Here is a 20,019-nt window from a genome sequence, read left to right on the forward strand (position 1 = left end):
GGCGGACCGCACCCCCCGAACACCCGACCCGTGCCGGGCGAACCGCCCGGCACGGGTCGTCACGCGTCAGCCCGACATCGCGTCCCGCAGGGACTTCGGCCGCATGTCGGTCCACACCTCGTCGACGTGGGCGGAGCACTCGTCCAGGGTGCCGGTCTTGCCGTCCGCGACCCAGCCCGCCGGGACCGGCTGGTGCGCCGGCCACAGCGAGTACTGGCCCTCGTCGTTCACCAGCACCTGGTAGGCGATGTCAGACCTCATCGGGAACACCTTCCTGATCAACTGAGTAGCGCCGCAAGGTCGGACTGACCGTCACGAACGCGGTAACCACGGCGATCCCCACCGCGCAGACCAGGACGGCCCGGTCCGCGGAGAGGAATTCGGTGAGCAACCCGCCCAGGGCGGGTCCCAGCGCGCCCGCCGCCCCCACCACGACCGACAGCACCCCGCTCATCCGCCCGCGCAACTCGTCGGGGGTGAGCAGCAACTGGTGCGTCGAGATCGTGGTGTTGGCGGTGGGAGCCAACAACGTCATGAGCGCGAACAGCCCGCCCATCACGAATCCGTCGGACACGAAGTACGCGACCGGTGTCAGCAACGTCAACACCCAGAACACCGACGCGATCGAGACGTAGGACCCCAGCGCGCGGTGCAGCCACGGTGCCATCAGCGCACCCACCACACCGCCGACGCCGAGCATCGCGGCCATCACGCCGATCGCGCCGGAAGACACCCCGCGCGCCTGCGCCAGCACGATGACCACGAGGTAGAACGCGGTGAAGAAGAGGTTCAGCACGACCGCGCAGAGCGCCGTGACCCGGATCTCCCGCCGCTGCCACACCCACCTCAGCCCGTCGCCCATCTCCCGGACGAAGTGCCGCCGGTTGACGACGGGTTCCCTGGGCGGCACCCGCAGAAACACCAGCGCCACGAACGCCAGGCAGTGCGTGATGAGGTCGAGCAGGAACGGCAGCCACCGCAGCACGGCGAACAGCACGCCGCCGAGCGCGGTGCCCGCCATCTGGCCCAACGACGACCGCGCCGCGTTCATCGCCACGGCGGTGGCCAACTGCTCGTCGGGCACCAAGCGCGGCAGGCACGCGTCCTCGGCGGGTTCGAACAGCGCCCGGCACACGCCGAGCACCGCCGCCACCGCCGCCATGTGCCAGAACGAGGGCGCGGCCACGATCAGCGCGACCACCAGCGAGGCCAGGGCGAGCGCCTGCGCCGCCTCGCACGCCAGCATGATCTTCCGCCGGTCCAGCCGGTCCACCAGCGCGCCCGCCGGCACGCCGGTGATCAACTGCGCGGTGGCGTCCACGGCCAGCACCAGGCCGGACAGGATCGGCGAGCCGGTGATCGCCAGCGCCAGCAGCGGCAAGGCGATCATCGAGGCGGAGAACCCGACCTCGGCGAGGGCCTGGCCGCCCCACAGCAGGGTGTAGTTCCGGTTGCGGGCCAGCGAGACGGTCACACCGCACCCCGGCAGTCCTCGGCGATCGCCCGCAGCGCGAGCCCGAAATCGGCCACGACCCGCCGCACCACGTCGGGCGCGTGCACGTCCGGGTGGTAGTACCAGGAGAACCCGAGCCGACCGCCGCCGGCCTCGCCGACCACGTCGATCAGGTGCTCGCCCTGGTCCGCCGGGTCGTGCTCGTGCCCGATGGAGGGCAGCACCGCGCGGTACAGTCCCGATTCCTCCGAGCCGGAGTCGAACTGGCCCAGGTAGTTGAACGCCACCGCGGGCACGCCGCCGCCGGTGACCCGGCCGTGCTGGCGCAGCGCGCCGTAGCCGATCCCGTTGGCCGGCACGGACCGCAACTGCCGCCGCACGGCCTTGACCCGTGACCGCCAGTCGCCGTCGGGCACTTCGAGCTCCACCGGGAAGACCGTGGTGAACCAACCGACCGTGCGCGAGAGGTCCACGTCGTCGAACAGGTCCTCGCGGCCGTGGCCTTCGAGGTCGACGGACACCTTGGACGACCCGGTCCACCGCGACAGCGACCACGCCAACGCCGCGAGCAGCACGTCGTTGATGCGCGTCCGGTAGGCGGCGGGAGCGCCGCGCAGCAGCGCTTCGGTGTCGCTCTCGGACAGCTCGACGGTCTCCACCTCCGTCGCGGCGGACGACTTCTCCTGCTCCGGCAACGGCTTGTCCCAGTACGCGACCTCGGCGTCGAACCCGCCTTCTTCGACGTGCGCCGTGAGCCGGCGCGCCCAGGACTGGAACGACGTCGTCTTGGCACCCAGGTCCCGGCCGTGGTAGGCGGTCTCCAGGTCGTCGAGCAGGATTCGCCAGGACACGCCGTCCACCACGAGGTGGTGGGCGACCAGCAGCAGCCGGGGGTGGTCCGCGTCGGCGAACAGCACCGCCCTGAACAGCGGGCCCTCCACGATGTCCAGCCCGGCGTGCACCTGGTCCGCGTACGCCTCCTGGTCGTCCACATCGGACACCACGGTCAGGGCGTCCACCGCCGAGACGTCCGCGTTCTCCTGCCGCCACTCGCCGTCGACGGTGGTGAACCGCATCCGCAGCGCGTCGTGCTGGGTGAGCAGGGCGGTCAGCGCCCGCCGCAACCGGTCGACGTCGACCGCGGGGTCGAGCTCGACGAAGTGCGACTGGTTGAAGTGGTTCGGGTTGCGCCGCCCGGAGTGCAGGAACCAGTGCTGGATCGGCGTCAACGGCACCGCGCCGACCACCGCCGCCTGGTCGCCGGCGGACTCCTCCACCCGCACCACGGGCGCGAGCTGCGCGACCGTCTGGTGCTGGAACAGCTCCTTGGTGGTGAACCGGAGCCCGGCCTGGCGGGCGCGGGCGACCACCTGCATGCTCAGGATCGAATCGCCGCCCAGGCCGAAGAAGTTGTCGGCCGAACCGACCTTCGGCACGCCCAGCACGTCCGCCCACACGGCGGCCAGCGACTCCTCCACCGGGCCCGCCGGCGGCACGTACCCGGCCGTCGACAGCGCCGAGAAGTCCGGTTCCGGCAGCCGGGCCCGGTCCACCTTCCCGTTGGGGCTGACCGGGATCGCGTCCACCGGCGCGAACACCGACGGCACCAGGTAGTCGGGCAGCGACTCGCCGAGGAAGTCCCGCAGCTTCTCCACCCGGCCGACCACGTAGGCCACCAACCGCTTGTGGCCGGCCCCGTCGGCCCGCGCGACCACCACGGCCTCCCGCACGTCCGGGTGCCGCAGGAGGGCCGTCTCGATCTCCCCGAGCTCGATGCGGAACCCGCGGATCTTGACCTGCTCGTCCGCCCGCCCGACGAACTCCAGCTCGCCGTCGCGGTTCCACCGCACGACGTCGCCGGTCCGGTACATCCGGCCGCCGTCGAACGGGTTCGCCACGAACCGCGTCGCGGTCAGGCCGGGCCGGTCGAGGTAGCCGCGCGCCAGGCCGACGCCCGCCACGTACAGCTCACCGGGCACGCCGATGGGCACCGGCTGCAACGCCGCGTCGAGCACGTGGGTGCGGGTGCCGGGGATCGGCCGCCCGATCGGCGGTGCGCCGCCGGGGGTCAGCGCCGAGCTCCACGACGTCACCACGGTCGACTCGGTGGGCCCGTAGGCGTTGACCATCCGCCGCCCGGGAGCCCACCGGGCCACCAGGTCCGCCGAACACGCGTCACCGCCCACGACCAGCGTCCGGAACTCCGGCAGCGCCACGTCCGGCAGCGTCGCCAGCGCGACCGGCGGGATGAGCGCGTGCGTCACGCGCTGCCCGGCGATCACGTCCGCGAGCTGGTCGCCCAGCAGCGGCCCTTCCGGCGGCACGACCAGTGCGGCCCCGGCGGGCAGCGCCATGCACAGCTCCAGCACCGAGGCGTCGAAGCTGGGGGAGGAGAACTGGAGCACCCGGTCGCCCGGCCGCACGTCGAGGTGCTCCACCTCGGCGGCCGAGAACGTGGCGATGCCCCGGTGGGACACCACGACGCCCTTGGGCCGCCCGGTCGAACCCGACGTGTAGATCACGTACGCCGGGTGGTCGGGGTGGACCGCCACCCCCGGGTCGGTGTCGGGCAGGCCCTCGACGTCGACCGGCCCGTCCAGCACCAGCAGCGGCTTCGCGTCGTCGAGCATGAACGCGGTCCGCTCCGCCGGGTAGGCCGGGTCGACCGGCAGGAACGCCGCACCGGCCTTGAGCACCGCCAGCTCGGCCACCACCAGGGCGGTCGACCGGGGGAGCCGGACCGCGACGATCCGCTCCGGTCCCGCCCCCCGCGCGATCAGGTGGTGGGCCAACCGGTTCGCCGCCGCGTTGAGCTCCGCGTAGGACAGCTCCTCCGCGCCGGCCAGCGCGACGGCGTCGGGCGTGCGCCCGACCTGCGCTTCGACCAGGTCCGCGAAGGACTCGAACGGCACCGGGTCACCGCCGGACCCGAACCGCTCCACGGCCGCTCGCTCGACGGGCGGCAGCACCGGCAGGGCCCACAGCGGACGCCGCGCGTCGGTGGCGATGCCGTCCAGCAGCACGCCCAGGTGCAGGGCCAGCCGGGCGGCGGTCACCGCGTCGAACAGGTCGGTGTTGTACTCGATCGACCCGGCGAGCCCGCCGTCGTCGAGCTCGGTGAACTCGACCGTCACGTCGAACCCGGTGGACACCACCGGCTGGTCGACGTCGGAGGCCGCCAGATCGGCGAACCCGGCCGCCTGCGGCGCGTTCTGCAACGCCACCACGGCCTGGAACAACGGCGTGCGGCTGGTGTCGCGGTCCGGCTGCACCGCGTCCACCACGCGTTCGAACGGCACGTCCTGGTGCGCGAACGCGTCCAGCACGGTGCCCCGCACCGCCCCGAGGAACTCGGCGAAGGACGTCCGCGGGTCGATCCGGGCCCGCAGCGTCAGCGTGTTGACGAAGAACCCGACCATCCGGTCGAACTCGGGCCGCTCCCGGCCCGCCGCGACCGTGCCGATGGCGAAGTCGTCCTGACCCGACCAGCGGTGGAACAACACCTGGCAGGCCGCGATCAGCGCCATGAACAGCGTGCTGTCGTTGCGCCGGGCGAGGTCGCGCAGGGCGTCCGCGACCCGACCGGGCACGGAGAACTCCACCTGCGCGCCCGCGTTCGTGTGCACCGGCGGACGCGGGCGGTCGGTCGGCAGCTCCAGCGCGGGCACCCCGGCCAACTGGTCGCGCCAGTACGAGAGGTGCTCGTCCAGCGGCAGGTCCCGCTGCCACGCCGCGAAGTCCGCGTACCGCACCGGCAGTTCGGGCAGCGTCCCGCCCGAGTACAGCCCGGCCAGGTCGGTCATCACGACACCGCCCGACCAGCCGTCGGTGACGATGTGGTGCATCGTCAGCGCGAGCACGTGCTCGGCCGGCCCGGTCCGCACCAGCGCCGGCCGGAACAGCGGGCCCGCGCCGAGGTCGAACGGCTCGATCTCCGGCATCGCGTCCAGGACCGGGAGGCGCACCTCGTGCGGCGGGTGCACCACCTGCACGGGCAGCCCGTCCACGGCGGGGAACGTCGTGCGCAGCGACTCGTGCCGCGCGACCAGCGCGGTCAGCGCCCGCTCCAGCCGCGCCACGTCGAGGTCGCCGCCCAACCGCACCGCGAACGGCGTCACGTACTCCGTGCCGCCCGGCGAGAACTGGTCGAGGAACCACAAGCGCTGCTGCGCGAACGACAACCGGAGGTCACCGGTGGCGCGCGGGATCGGCGCGAGCGCGCCCCCGGTCAACGCGGCGGCCAGCCCGGCGACGGTGGGGTGGTCGAACAGCGTGCGGGGCGAGAGGTCGAACGACTCGCGCAGCCGCGAGGCCACCCGGATGCTGAGGATCGAATCGCCGCCCAGCGCGAAGAAGTTGTCCTCCGCGCCGACCCGCGCCAGCCCCAGCACGTCCTCCCACACGCCGGCGACCAGCCGTTCGGCCTCCGTGCGCGGGGCCACGTACCCGTCACCGACCGACGCCGCGCGCTCCGGGGCGGGCAGCGCCGCGCGGTCGAGCTTGCCGTTGGCGTTGAGCGGCAACCGGTCCAGCGCGACGTACGCGCTCGGCACCATGTGCTCCGGCAGCGACCGGGCCGCGTGGTCCCGCAGCTCCGCCACCGAAACCTGGTCGGCGACCACGTAGGCCACCAGCCGCTCGTCCCGGACCACCACGGCGACCTGGCGCACCGACGGGAACCCCGCCAGCACCGCCTCGATCTCGCCGAGCTCGATCCGGAACCCCCGGACCTTCACCTGGTGGTCGGCGCGGCCCAGGTAGTGCAGGCGGCCGTCCGCCCAGCGCGCCAGGTCACCGGTGCGGTACATCCGCGATCCGGGCTCGCCGAACGGGTCCGCGACGAACCGCGACGCGGTGAGCCCCGGCCGGTTGAGGTAGCCCCGGGCCAGGCCGGGCCCGGCCACGTGCATCTCGCCGGGGACCCCGGGCGGCACCGGTTGGAGGTCCTCGTCGAGCACGTAGACCCGCAGGTCGGGGATGGGGACGCCGATGCTGCCGTCGGCTTCGGTGTAGGTGACGTGCACGGTGGTCTCGGTGATGCCGTACATGTTGATCAGCGCGCCGCTGCCCTGCCAGTCCGCGACCTTGGCCAGGTCCAACGCCTCGCCGCCGAAGATGACGAACCGGGCGTCGGGCTGTTCGGGCAGCAGTTGGTAGAAGGCGGAAGGCGTCTGGTTGAGCACGGTGACGCCCTCGTCACGCAGGAGCCGGGCGAAATCGGCCGGCGACCGCGAGATGTCGTAGGGCACCACCACGAGACGTCCGCCGTGCAGCAGCGGACCCCACAGCTCCCAGACGGAGAAGTCGAAGGCGTAGCTGTGGAAGAGGGTCCAGACGTCGTTCTCGTCGAAGCCGAACCAGTGGTCGGTGGCCGAGAACAGGCGCTCGACGTTGCCGTGCGGGATCACCACGCCCTTCGGCTTCCCGGTCGAGCCCGACGTGAAGATCACGTACGCCGGGTGTTCCGGGAGCAGCGCCGTTTCCGGTGCCACCGAGGGGTGTGCGGAGACGTCGGGCAGCGAGTCGAGCACGACGACCGGCCGGGCGTCGTCGATCATGCCGACGATCCGGTCCTGCGGGTAGGACGGGTCGATCGGCAGGTACGCCGCGCCGGACTTCAGCACGGCCAGCACCGCGACGACCAGGTCGGCGCTGCGGGGCAGCACGAGGGCCACGAACCGCTCCGGCCCCGCGCCCAGGGCGATCAGGTGGTGGGCCAACCGGTTCGCGCGCTCGTCGAGCTCGCGGTAGGTCAGCGCGGTGTCCTGGAAGGTGACCGCGACACCGTCCGGGGTGCGGGCGGCCTGGGCGGCGAACAGGGCGGGGATGGTCGAGGTGGTCTCGCCGGTGCCCTTCCCGTTCCACTCGACCAGCACCTGGTGCCGTTCCTCGGCGGACAGCCACGGCAGTTCGCCGACCGTCCGGTGTGGGTCGTCGCCGAGCCCGGTCAGCAGCCGGCCCAACCGCTCGCCGAGCCGCTCGACGGTGGAGCCGTCGAACAGGCGGGGGTCGTAGGTGAGTTCGACGTGCAGTTCGTCGTCGACGTGCGCCCGGACGGTCAACGGGAACGTCGTCGTGTCCAGCCCGTCGACCTCGCCGACCTGGGGGGCGTCGTCGGAGGCCGCCTCCACGGGGTAGTTCTCGAACGCCAGCAGGCTGTCGAACAACGGTCCGCCGAACCAGGACTGCACCTGCGCCAAGGACACGAAGTCGAACCGCCGCGACTCCGTCTGCGACTCCTGCAACCGGCGCAGCCACGACAGCACGTCGTCCCGGGGGTCCACCGACACCCTGGTGGGCACGGTGTTGATGAACATGCCGACCATGTCCTCCACGCCCGGCAGCTCGGCCGGCCGCCCGGACACCGTGGTGCCGAACACGACATCGCGCTCACCGGACATCCGGGCCAGCAACAACGCCCACGCGCCCTGCACGAGCGTGTTCACGGTCAACCCGTTGGTGCGGGCCACTTCCGCGAGCCGCGCGGCGGGCAGGTCCAAGCCGACGCGCGCCGTGGACTCGGCCCGGTGCGCCTCGGCCGGCGGGCGGTCGTAGGGCAGGGGGGTGCGGTCGGCGACCCCGCCGAGCACGCCGCGCCAGTGGTCCTCGGCCGCCACCGGGTCCTGGGCGGCCAGCCACTCCAGGTAGTCCCGGAACGGCCGCCGCGCGACCGGGGTGCCACCCGCGTACTCGGCCAGCACCTCGCCGAAGACCTGCGCGGTGCTCCAGCCGTCGAGCAGCAGGTGGTGCGACGTCCACAGCAGGTCGACCTCGTGCTCGGACACCCGCCCGACCGTCAACCGCATCAGCGGCGCACGGGTCAGGTCCAGGCCCGTTCCCGCGTCGCGGGCGACGAGTTCGTCGGTGACCGGCGCGTACTCGACCGGCAGGACGACATCGCGGTGGACGACCTGCACCGGCTCGTCCACGCCCTCCCACACCACGGCCGTGCGCAGGATCGGCGTGCGGTCGACCACCCGCTGCCACGCCCGCGCCAACCGCTCCGGGGAGTCGACGTTGGACAGTCGGACGCGGAGCTGGTTGAAGTACGCGGTGCTGTCGTCCACGAGGCTGTGGAACAGCATGCCCGCCTGCAACGGCGTGAGCGGGTAGACGTCCTCCACGTCGGGACGCGCGACCCGGTCCACCTGCGCCTGGTCGAGCCGGGCCAGCGGGAAGTCCGACGGCGTGCGACCCCACGCACCGGCCGACGCGCAGTGCGCCACGATCCCGCGCAGCGCGTCCACCATCCGGTCCGCCAGCGCCCGCACCGCCGACTCGTCGTGGGTCTCGGTGGAGTACTCCCAGTCGAGCGCGAGTTCTCCGTCCGCCACGGCGGCGGTGATGTCCAGCAGGTGCGGTCGGACCAGGGTGTCCGGCACGTCGCGACCGTGCTCGCCCTCGCTGATCGAGCCGGACTCGAACTGCCCGAGGTAGTTGAAGCACACGCCGGGCAGTCGGCCGGCCAGCCCGCGATCGGCGTACCGCAGGGCCTCGTAGCTCAGCCCGCGGTCCGGGACCGCCCGGAGGCGCTCCTTGACCGCCTTGAGCGCGTCACCCCAGTCACCGGCCGGGATCTCCAGCTCCACGGGGAACTGGGCGGTGAACCAGCCGACCGTGCGGGACAGGTCGAGGTCGAACAGCTCCTCGCGGCCGTGGCCCTCCAGAGTGACCAGGGCACGACCGGCGAACGCCGACGTCAGCGCGGTCAGCAGCACGTCGTTGACCTGCGTGCGGTACGCGTCGGGCACCCGGTGCAGCAGGGCGTCGGTGTCCGCCTTGCCCAGCCGCACGGTGACGCTGCGCGCACTGCCCGCCGTGGTGGGGACCGGCTCGTCGGTCCGCGTCGCCACCCAGTGCGGCAGCGACCGGTCGAACGCGCCTTCGCGGACGTGCGCGTCCAGCCGGTGCGCCCAGGTGGTGAACGCGGTGGGCTTGGGCCCGAGGTCGCCGCCCCGGTAGGCGGTGGCCAGGTCGTCCAGGACGATCCGCCACGACACCGCGTCGACGACCAGGTGGTGCGCGGTCAGGAACAGCTTGCCGTCCGGGAACAGCACGGCCCGGAACAACGGCCCCCGCCGCAGGTCCAGCCCGGCCCGCGCGGCGTCGGCCGCCGCCTCGTGGTCCAGGGTGGACTCGACGTGCAGGACGTCGTGCGCGGTGTCGGAGACCTCCTGCCACCACTGCCCGTCGACCTGGGTGAACCGGGTGCGCAGCGCGTCGTGGTGGGCCACGACCTTCCGCAGGGCGGTGCGCAGCGCCGGGACGTCCACGTGGTCCAGCTCGGTGAGCACGGACATGGTGAAGTGCGCCAGCGGTCCGTGCTCGGCGAAGAACCACCGCTGGACGGGGGTCAGCGGGGCCGGCCCGGTGGGCGTGTGGTGCGTGCCGCCGGTGTCCTCGGTGACCGCGAGCGCCAGGTCGGCGACGGTCTGCCGCAGGAAGATGTCCTTGGAGGTCAGCTTCAGGCCGGCCTGCCGTGCTCGCGAGACGACCTGCATGCTCAGGATCGAGTCGCCGCCCAGCGCGAAGAAGTTGTCCCGCGCGCCGACCCGCGCCACCCCGAGCACCTCGGCCCAGATCGCGGCCAGCTCGGTCGCGGTGCCGTCCGCCGGTGCGACGTACCCGGCGTCGGTGAACGTCGGCGCGGGCAGCGCCCGGCGGTCCACCTTGCCGCTCGGCGTCATCGGGATGGCTTCCAGCGGCACGAAGGCCGACGGCACCAGGTAGTCCGGCAGCCGGTCCTTGAGCCACGCGGCGAGGTCCGCCGCCGTGCCGACGGTGTACGCGACGAGCCTGTTGTGCCCGTTGTGCTCCCGGGCCACCACGACGGCCTGCGCGACGTCGGGGTGGTGCTGCAACGCGGTCTCGACCTCGCCGAGCTCGATCCGGAACCCGCGCACCTTCACCTGGTCGTCGTCGCGGCCGAGGTAGTCGAGCTGGTCGCCGACCCACCGGACGCGGTCGCCGGTGCGGTACATCCGGGCACCGGGCTCGCCGAACGGGTCGGCCAGGAACCGGGAGGCGGTGAGGCCGGGCCGGTTCAGGTAGCCGCGCGCCACCTGCGCGCCGGCCAGGTACAGCCCGCCCGGCACGCCGGTCGGCGTCGGCTGGAGCTGGTCGTCCAGCACGTAGGCGACCAGGTTGGCCAGCGGACGCCCGATCAGGGGCCGGTCGCCCACCACGGGCGTGGAGACGGCGTCGACCGTGGTTTCGGTGGGGCCGTAGAAGTTGTAGGACCGGGTGGGCGCGTCGGCCAGCTCCTGCCACAGGGAGTCGGGCAGCGCTTCGCCGCCGAGCATCAGCACCTTCGGCGCGTGCTCGCCGTCGAGGAGCCCGGCGGGCAGGAGCTGCCGCACGTAGGACGGCGTCAGGTCCAGGAAGTCGATCCGGTGCTCGCGCACGTAGTCCACCAGGGCGGTGGGCTCCAGCCGGACCTCGTCGGGCAGCACGTGCAGCTCGTGCCCGTCCGCCATGAGCAGCGGGCCTTCCCAGGAGGTGTCGAACGAGAACACCGCCGACAGGGCCACGCGCAGCGGTTCGCCCGCGAAGTCGTGGCGGTGGTTGTGCAGCAGGTTCACCAGTTGCCGGTGCTCCACCACGACGCCCTTGGGCCGGCCGGTGGAACCGGAGGTGTAGATCACGTACGCCGCGTGGTCCGGTCGGACCACGACGTCGGGACGGCCGTCCGGGTACCCGGCCAGGTCCGGCCACGAGTCCAGGACCAGCGCCGGCTCGGCGTCGCCCAGCAGGAAGTCGACGCGGTCGCGCGGGAGGTCCCGGTCGACCGGCAGGTAGACCGCGCCCGCCTTGTGCACGGCCAGGATCGCCACGACCACGGCGGCCGACCGGGGCAGCATCACCGCGACCGTGCGCTCCGGGCCCGCGCCGTGCGCGATCAGGTGGTGGGCGAGGCGGTTCGCGCGCTCGTCCACCTCGGCGTAGGTCAGCCGGGTGTCGCCGTGGACCAGCGCGGTCGTGTCCGGCGTGCGCGCGGCCTGCGCCTCGAACAGCGCCGGGAACGTGGTGTCGGGCACCGGCCGCCGCACGCCGCGACCGTCGGGCTCGTCGCCGAGCACCAGCGGGATGCCGGCGGTCGGGCGGTCCGGGTCGGCGGTGACCTCGGCCAGCAGCACCACCAGGTGCCGGGCCAGCCGGTCGACCGTGCCGGCGTCGAACAGGTCCGTGCTGTACTCGACCGCGCCGTGCAGCTCCCCGTCGGCCTCGCCGAACTCGAAGGTCAGGTCGCAGGTCGCGGTGGACAGCGGCAACGGCAGCTCGGCCGCCCGCAGACCGGGCAGCTCCGGCACGTCGGTCCCGGTGTTCTGGACCAGGACCATCACGTCGAACAGGGCGTTGCGGCTCGGGTCGCGATCCGGCCGGACCGCCTCGACGACCCGTTCGAAGGGGACGTCCTGGTGGGCGAAACCGTCCCGCACGGTGGCCCGGACCTCGTCCAGGAACTCGGTGAACGTCCGCCGGGTGTCCACGGTGGACCGCAGGACGACGGTGTTGACGAACAGGCCGACCACGTCGTCCAGCTCGGCCCGGCCCCGGCCGGACACGGCCGTGCCGACCGCGATGTCGTCCTGACCGGTGTACCGGGCCAGCAGCACCTGGCACGCCGCCACCAGCGTCGTGAACAGGGTGTCGCCGTGCCGCCGGGCCAGGGTCCGCAGGGCGTCGGCGACCTCGGCCGGCACCGTGAACGAGTGCATCGCGCCCGCGCCGGTGCGCACCGCCGGCCTCGGCCGGTCGGTCGGCAGCTCCAGCGGCGGGACGCCGGCCAGCCGCGACGTCCAGTAGTCGATCGGCGGGTCCTGCCGCCACTCGGTGAAGTCGACGTACTGCACCGCCGCCGGCGGCGGCTCGTCGCCCGCGTACAGGGCGGCGAGGTCGCGCATCAGCACGCCGGTCGACCAGCCGTCGGTGATGATGTGGTGCAGGGTCAGCACGAACACGTGGTCGTCGTCGCCGACGCGCACCAGCCGCGCCCGGACGAGCGGACCGCGCCGCAGGTCGAACGGCGTACCCGCTTCCTCCCGGAGCACCGCCTCCCACGGCCCGTGCTCGACCGCCAGGGCGATCGCGAAGGGCGCGTTGACCACCTGCACGTCCTGGTCGAACGTGGTGCGCAGCGATTCGTGCCGGGCGACCAGGCCGCTCACCGCGCGCCGCAGCGCCTCGACGTCCAGCCGGCCCCGCAGCCGCAGCGCGGTCGGCGTCACGTACTCCGTGCCGCCGGGCTCGAACTGGTCGAGGAACCACAGCCGCCGCTGGGCGGGGGACTGCGGCCACGCCGAAGAGTCCCTCGGCACGGCGGGGATCGCCTCCACCGGCGACTCGCCGGAGATCGCGGTGGCCAGCCCGGACACCGTCGGGTGCTGGAACAGCGCCCGGGGCGACAACTGGGCACCGAACGCCGCGCGCAGCCGGGACGTCACGTTGATGCTGAGGATCGAATCGCCGCCGAGCGCGAAGAAGTTGTCGTCCGCGCCGACCCTCGACAGGCCGAGCACCTCGGCCCACACGGCGGCGACGGTCCGTTCCGCGTCGGTGCGCGGCGGGGTGAACTCGCCCGAGAACTCGGGCGCGGGCAGCGCCCGGCGGTCGACCTTCCCGCTGGGGGACAGCGGGAAGGTGTCGAGCTCGACCACCGCCGCCGGCACCAGGTAGTCGGGCAGCACCGCGCCCAGCACGGCGCGCGGGTCGCTCCCGGGGGTGCCGGTGACGTAGCCGATGAGCCGGTTGTCGCGCACCACGACGACGGAGTCCCGCACGCCCGGCACGGTCCGCAGGGCGGCTTCCACCTCGCCCGGCTCGATCCGGAACCCGCGGATCTTCACCTGGTCGTCGGCGCGGCCCAGGTACTCCAGCCGCCCGTCGACCCACCGCACCCGGTCGCCGGTCCGGTACATCCGCCGGCCGGCCGCGCCGAACGGGTCGGGCAGGAATCGCTGGGCGGTGAGCCCCGCGCGCCCCAGGTAGCCGCGCGCCACCTGCGCGCCCGCGACGAACAGCTCACCGACCACGCCCGGGGGCACCGGCCGGAGGTCGCCGTCCAGGACGTAGGCCCGGACGTTGTGCAGCGGGCGGCCGATCATCGGCCGGTCGCCGAGGATCTCGGTGGCCACCGCGTCGACCGCGGTCTCGGTGGGGCCGTAGTAGTTGAAGCCCGTCACGGGGGAGTCGGCGATGTGCCGCCACAGCGCGGCGTCCACCGCCTCGCCGCCGACCAGCACCTGGCGGACGCCGGACGCCAGCAGCCCGGCGGCGATCAGCCGGTGCGCGTAGGTCGGCGTGAGGTCGACCGTGCCGATGCCGTGGGTCGTGACGTAGTCGACCAGCGCGGCCGGGTCCAGGCGCAGTTCGTCGTCGATGACGTGCAGTTCGTTGCCGGCGGCCAGGAACAGCAGCCCTTCCCACGACGTGTCGAACGAGAACGTGGCGGTGACGGCGAACCGGGTCGGCGCGGCCATCAGGTCGTGCCGGTTGGCGTAGAACAGGTTCGCCAGTTGGCCGTGCTCCACCACGACGCCCTTGGGCTTGCCGGTGGAACCGGAGGTGTAGATCACGTACGCCGCGTGCTCCGGCCGGAGCACGACCGGGGGAGCGGTGTCCGGCGAGCCGGTCAGGTCCGGCAGCGCGTCGAGCACCAGCGCCGGTTTCGCGTCGGCCAGCAGGAAGTCGATCCGCTCGGCGGGCAGCTCGGGGTCGATCGGCAGGTACACCGCACCGGCCTTGAGCACCGCCAGGACCGCCACCACGAGGTCGGCGGACCGGGGCAGCCGCACGGCCACCGTGCGCTCCGGGCCCGCGCCGCGCTCGACCAGGTGGTGGGCCAGGCGGTTCGCGCGGGCGTCGAGCCGGGCGAACGTGTACGCCTCGCCCTGGAACACCAGCGCGGTCGCGTCCGGCGTCCGGCGCGCCTGCTCGGCGAACACCTGCGGGTAGAGCGCGTCCGGCGTGTCCAGCCCGGTCCTGTTCCAGGCCACCAGGACCCGGTTCTCGTCCTCGGGGGACAACCACGGCAGGTCGGCGATCCGGGCGTCGGTGTCCCGTGCGATCGCCGCGACCAGGTCACCCAGCCAGCCGGCGAGCCGCTCGGCCGTGGCGCGGTCGAACAGGTCCGGGTCGTAGGCCAGCTCCAGGTTGAGCCGGTCGGTCACCGACGCGGTGAGCGTCAGCGGCAGCGTGGTGTTGTCCACCGCGTCGATCTCGACCACGCGCGGCCCGTCGCCGGCCTGGTCGAACGGGTAGTTCTCGAACACGATGACGCTGTCGAACAGCCGCGTGCCGGCCCACGACTGGATCTCGGCCAGCGAGGTGTGGTCGTAGCGGCGGGCTTCCCCCTGCACGGCCTGGAGGTCCCGCAGCCAGGCCCCGACCCGCGCGGCCGTGTCGACCGACACCCTGGTCGGGACGGTGTTGATGAGCATCCCCACCATGGTCTCGACCCCGGGCAGTTCCGCCGGCCGGCCGGACACGGTGCTGCCGAACACGACGTCGCGCTCGCCGGACACCCGGGCCAGCAGCACCGCCCACGCGCCCTGCACCACCGTGTTGACGGTCAGGCCCGCGCGCTGCGGCGCGTCGCCCAGGTCGGCGGTGATCCGCACCGACTCGGACGCCTCGGCCCGGTGCGCCTCGGCGGGCGGCCGGTCGAACGGCAGCGCGGTCGGTCCGTCCACATCGGACAGCACGGCGCGCCAGTGGGCCTCGGTGCCCTCCTGGTCGGCGAGCCAGCGCAGGTAGTCGCGGAACGGGCGGCGCGCGGGCAGCCGGGCGGGCTGCCCCGACGTGATGGCCCGGTAGTGCTCCAGCACCTCGCTGAACACCTGCCCGGTGCTCCAGCCGTCCAGGATCACGTGGTGCGACGACCACGCCAGTTCCACGCGGTCCTCGCCCAGCGGCGTGACCCGCACGCGCAGCAGCGGCGCGACACCGAGGTCGATCTCCCCGTCCCGGGGGAGCACGACGTGGCGGTGCACCACCTGCACCGGCTCGTCCACCCCGTCCCACACGACGCTGCTGCGCAGGACCGGCGTGCGGTCCACGACCCGTTGCCACGCCTCGAACAGCGCGCCCGCGTCGGTGACGCCGTCCAGCACCAGGCGCATCCGGTCGACGTACGCGCCGGGCTCGACCAGGCTGTGGAAGACCATGCCGGCCTGCAACGGGGTGAGCCGGTAGACGTCCTCGACGTCCGGCCCGGCGATCCGGTCCACCTGCTCCTGGGTGAGCCGGGCCAGCGGGAAGTCCGACGGGGTGTGCCCGCCCGCACCCGGCGACGCGCAGTGCGCCACGATCTCCCGCAACGCCTCCAGCACCCGTTCGGCCAGCCGCCGCACGGTGTCGCCGTCGTGCACGTTCTCCGAGTACTCCCAGGTCAGTCGGAGCTCGCCGTGCTCGACCAGGCCCGTCACGTCCAGCAGGTGGCTGCGGGGCCGGTCGGGGGCGAGGTCGGCACCGGCCGCGTCCTGCCGCGCGCGGAAGAAACCGCCGTCCGCGACCTCGAACCGGCCGTGGTAGTTGAAGGAGATCGGCGGCAGGCCGGTGCCGACGTCGAGCGCTTCGTAGCTCAACCCCTTGTGCGGCACGGCCCGCAGGGCTTCCTTGACGGCCTTGAGCGTGCTGCCCCACTCGTCGGTGGTCGGCAGCACGACCGGGAACTGGGTGGTGAACCAGCCGACCGTGCGGGACAGGTCGGCGTCGAACAGCTCCTCGCGCCCGTGGCCCTCCAGCGCGACCGCGACCGCGTCCCGCCCGGTCCACTCGGCGAGCACCCGGCCCAACGCGCTCAGCAGCACGTCGTTGACCTGCGTCCGGTACACCGGCGGCACCTGGTGCAGCACGGCGTCGGTGGTCTCGCGGTCCAGCCGCACCGACACGGTCCGCGCCGACGCCGCGGTGTTGGGACCGTCGCGGTCCACCGGCAGCGACACCGGCTCGGGCACGGCGCGCCAGTGCGGCAGCGCGTCGTCCAGCGCGCCGGAGGCGACGTGCTCGGCCAACCGGTGCGCCCACTGCGTGAACGACGTGCCGACGGGCTCCAGCGCGACACCCCGGTACGCCTTCTCCACGTCCTCCAACAAGATCCGCCACGAGACGCCGTCCACCGCCAGGTGGTGCACGGTGAGCAGCAGCTTCGGCCGCTCGCCGGGGAACAGCACCGCGCGCAGCAGCGGGCCGTCGCCGATGTCGAGGTGCTGCCGCGCGGCGACGGCGTCGGCGTCGAGGTCGGACCCGGTGGTCAGCACGTCACCCTCGACCGCCGTGACGTCCTGGGTCCACTGCCCGTCGACCTCGCGGAACCGCAACCGCAGGGCGTCGTGGTGCGCGACGACGGTCCGCAGAGCCTCGCGGAGCACCGATTCCTCGACCTCGGGCTCCAGCTCGACCAGCAGGGTCATCGTGAAGTGCGCCAGCGGCCCGTGCTCGGCGAAGAACCACCGCTGGATGGGCGTGAGCGGCGCGGGACCGGAGAACACGCGCACCGGCGCGGCTTCCGGCGTGCTCGCCGACACGAGCGCGAGCTCGGCGACGGTCTGGTGCCGGAACACGTCCCGCGAGGTGAGCCGGAACCCGGCCTGCCGGGCGCGGGACACCACCTGGATGGACAGGATCGAGTCGCCGCCCAGGGTGAAGAAGTTGTCGTGCACGCCAACCCGCTCGGCACCCAGCACCTCGGCCCAGATCCGCGCCAGCTCCGCCTGCGCGGGAGTGGCCGGCGCGACGAAGTCCTCGTCGCCCCTGGCGGCCGGCGCGGGCAGCGCGGCCCGGTCGAGCTTCCCGTTGGGCGTCAACGGGATCCGGTCCAGCTCCACGAACGCGGCCGGGATCTGGTAGTCGGGCAGCAGCCGGCGCAGGTGCTCGCGCAGCTCGACCGGGCCCGCCGTGACGACGTACCCGACCAGCCGGGCGTGCCCGTTGTCGGTGCGCGCGACGACCGCGGCCTCCGCGACGTCGGGGTGGCTCAACAGCGCCGCCTCGACCTCGCCCGGCTCGATCCGGAACCCGCGGATCTTGACCTGGTCGTCGGTGCGGCCCAGGTATTCGAGCTGGTCGCCGACCCACCGGACGCGGTCGCCGGTGCGGTACATGCGCGACCCCGGCGGACCGAACGGGTCCGCGAGGAACCTGCTCGCGGTCAGGCCCGGCCGGTGGAGGTAGCCGCGCGCGACCTGCGCGCCGGTGATGAACAGCTCGCCGGGCACGCCCACGGGCTGCGGCTGGAGGTTGACGTCGAGCACGTGCAGCGCCAGGTTGCGCAGCGGTCGGCCGATCACCGGCCGGTCGCCGGTGACCGGGGCCGAGGCGGCGTCGACCGTGGTCTCGGTCGGGCCGTAGAAGTTGTACGCGCGGGTCGGCGAGTTCGCGAGCTCCCGCCACAGCGACGCGCCGAGCGCTTCGCCGCCCAGCATCAGGAACTTCGGCTTGTGCGCGCCGTCGAGCAGCCCGGCGGGCAGGAGCTGCTGGACGTAGGACGGCGTCAGGTCGAGGAAGTCGATCCGGTGGTCCTGCACGTAGCGCACCAGCGCGTCGGGCTCCAGCCGGACCTCGTCGGTCAGCACGTGCAGCTCGTGGCCGTCGGCCATGAGCACCAGGCCCTCCCACGACGTGTCGAACGAGAACACGGCGGTGAGCGCGGCCCGCAGGTGCCCGGAGGCGAAGTCGTCGCGGTGGCTGTGCAGCAGGTTCACCAAATGGCGGTGCTCGACCACCACGCCCTTGGGCTTGCCGGTGGACCCGGAGGTGTAGATGACGTAGGCCGCGTGGTCGGAGCGCAGCGCGACCGGCGGCGGGGTCGGGGGCAGCCCGTCGACGTCCACCGGACCGTCGATCACCCGCACGGCACCGGAATCCTCGATCAGGTGCGCCCTGCGCGACTGCGGCAGCGACGGGTCGACCGGCAGGTAGACCGCGCCCGCCGTCATCACGCCGAGGATCGCGACCACCGCGTCCACGCCGCGCGGCAGCGAGATCGCCACCACCTGCTCGGGCCGGACGCCGTCCGCGACCAGCCGCCGGGCCAGCCGGTTCGCCCGCGCCTCGACCTCGGCGAAGGTCAGCCGGACGCCGTCGCAGACCACGGCGGTCGCCCCGGGGGTGCGGGCGGCCTGCTCCCGGAACAGGGCGGGGAAGGTGGTGTCGGGCACGTCGAGCTCGACGCCGCGCGCGTCGGGTTCGTCGCCGAGCAGCAACGACACCTCGGCCAGCGGCCGGCGCGGCTCCGCGACCACGCGGGCCAGCAGGATCAGCAGGTGGCGGCCGAACCGCTCGACGGTGGCCGGGTCGAACAGGTCCGTCGCGTACTCGACCAGGGCGTGGACGCCGTCGGCGGTCCCGGTGAAGTCGACGCTGAGGTCGAAGTTGGCCCGCCGCCGGGTCAGCGGCTGCTCGGACACCGCCAGGCCGGGGAGCTCGGGCAGCTCGCCGCCGACGTTCTGCATCGCCACCATGACGTCGAACAGCGGCGACCGGCTCGGGTCGCGCGGTGCGCCGACGGCTTCGACCACCCGGTCGAACGGCACGTCGTCGTGCGCGAAGGCGTCCAGGGCGTCGGCCTTGGTCGCCTCCAGGAGCTCCTCGAACGACCGGGAGGTGTCCACAGCGGACCGGACGACGACCGTGCCGACGAAGAACCCGACGAGCTGCTGGAGCTCCGGCCGCCCGCGCCCGCTGGTCACCGTGCCCAGCGCGATGTCGTCCTGCCCGGTGTAGCGGGCCAGCAGGGCCTGGGTCGCGGTGAGCAGCGCGGTGAACAGCGTGGTCTCGTGGTCGCGGGCCAGCCGGGCGAGCCCGTCGGAGAGCCCGGCGGGCACGGTGAACTCGTGCGTCGCGCCGGCGGTGGTCCGCTCGGCGGGGCGCGGCCGGTCGGTCGGCAGCTCCAGCGGCGGCACACCGGTCAGCCGATCCCGCCAGTACCCCACGTCGACCGGCTGCTCCCGCTGCCACACCGCGTAGTCCGCGTACTGCAACGCGGGCGGCGGCAGGGTCTCGCCCCGGTAGAGCGCGCCGAGCTCGGCCCCGAGCACGCCCAGCGACCAGCCGTCGACGACGATGTGGTGGGAGGTCAGCACCAGCACGTGGTCGTCCGCCGCGACCCGCAGCACGACCGCCCGGAACAGCGGCCCGCGCGCGAGCTCGAACGGCCGCTCGACCTCGGCGCGCAACGCGCCGGCCAGGTCGTCGACGTCCACGACCGGGACCTCCAGCCGCAGGTCGTCGTGCACGACCTGGACCGGCTGGCCGTCGACCTCGGCGAAGGTCGTGCGCAGCGACTCGTGCCGGTCCACCAGGCCGCGCAGCGCGCCGGTCAGGCGCGGCAGGTCGGGGACGCCCCCCAACCGCAGGGCCAGCGCGCTGTTGTACTCGGTGTCACCGGGCTGGAACTGGTCGAGGAACCACAGCCGCTGCTGGCCGGCGGACAGCGGGAGCGGTCCGGTGCGCGGCACGGCGGGGATCGTCGCGGCGGGCGCGGCGTTCCCGGCGAGCCGGGAGCGCAGGCGTTCGCGCAGGTGGGCGGGAAGCGCGGAGATGCGGCTTTCCTTGGAGGTGGTCAT

At 73.5% G+C, this 20,019-nt stretch carries 3 protein-coding genes; all 3 read right to left on the reverse strand.

The annotated features are described in order from the left end of the window. Positions 1-66: 66 nt before the first annotated feature. Genes AB0G01_RS23385 through AB0G01_RS23395 form a run of 3 tightly spaced genes read right to left on the reverse strand, consistent with a single transcriptional unit; the run spans position 67 to position 20,019 of the window. Positions 67-261, reverse strand: coding sequence for an MbtH family NRPS accessory protein (locus AB0G01_RS23385; RefSeq protein WP_360948842.1), 195 nt, complete (start codon positions 259-261; stop codon positions 67-69). After that, the gene (locus AB0G01_RS23390) at positions 251-1,474 is read right to left on the reverse strand and encodes an MFS transporter (RefSeq protein ID WP_360948844.1); all 1,224 of its coding nucleotides are present in this window, start codon (positions 1,472-1,474) and stop codon (positions 251-253) included. The genes AB0G01_RS23385 and AB0G01_RS23390 overlap by 11 nt, the downstream gene beginning before the upstream one ends. Beyond that, positions 1,471-20,019 (reverse strand): non-ribosomal peptide synthase/polyketide synthase, encoded by an 18,549-nt coding sequence (locus tag AB0G01_RS23395; protein WP_360948846.1) that lies wholly within the window; start codon positions 20,017-20,019, stop codon positions 1,471-1,473. The genes AB0G01_RS23390 and AB0G01_RS23395 overlap by 4 nt, the downstream gene beginning before the upstream one ends.

The sequence above is a fragment of the Actinosynnema sp. NPDC023587 genome (genome assembly GCF_040640215.1).
In the GTDB taxonomy this organism is placed as follows: domain Bacteria; phylum Actinomycetota; class Actinomycetes; order Mycobacteriales; family Pseudonocardiaceae; genus Actinosynnema.

Coding starts and splice junctions, on each gene's coding strand:
- AB0G01_RS23395 (WP_360948846.1), bottom strand. CDS start 20,019: ATGACCACCTCCAAGGAAAGCCGCATCTCCGCGCTTCCCGCCCACCTG.
- AB0G01_RS23385 (WP_360948842.1), bottom strand. CDS start 261: ATGAGGTCTGACATCGCCTACCAGGTGCTGGTGAACGACGAGGGCCAG.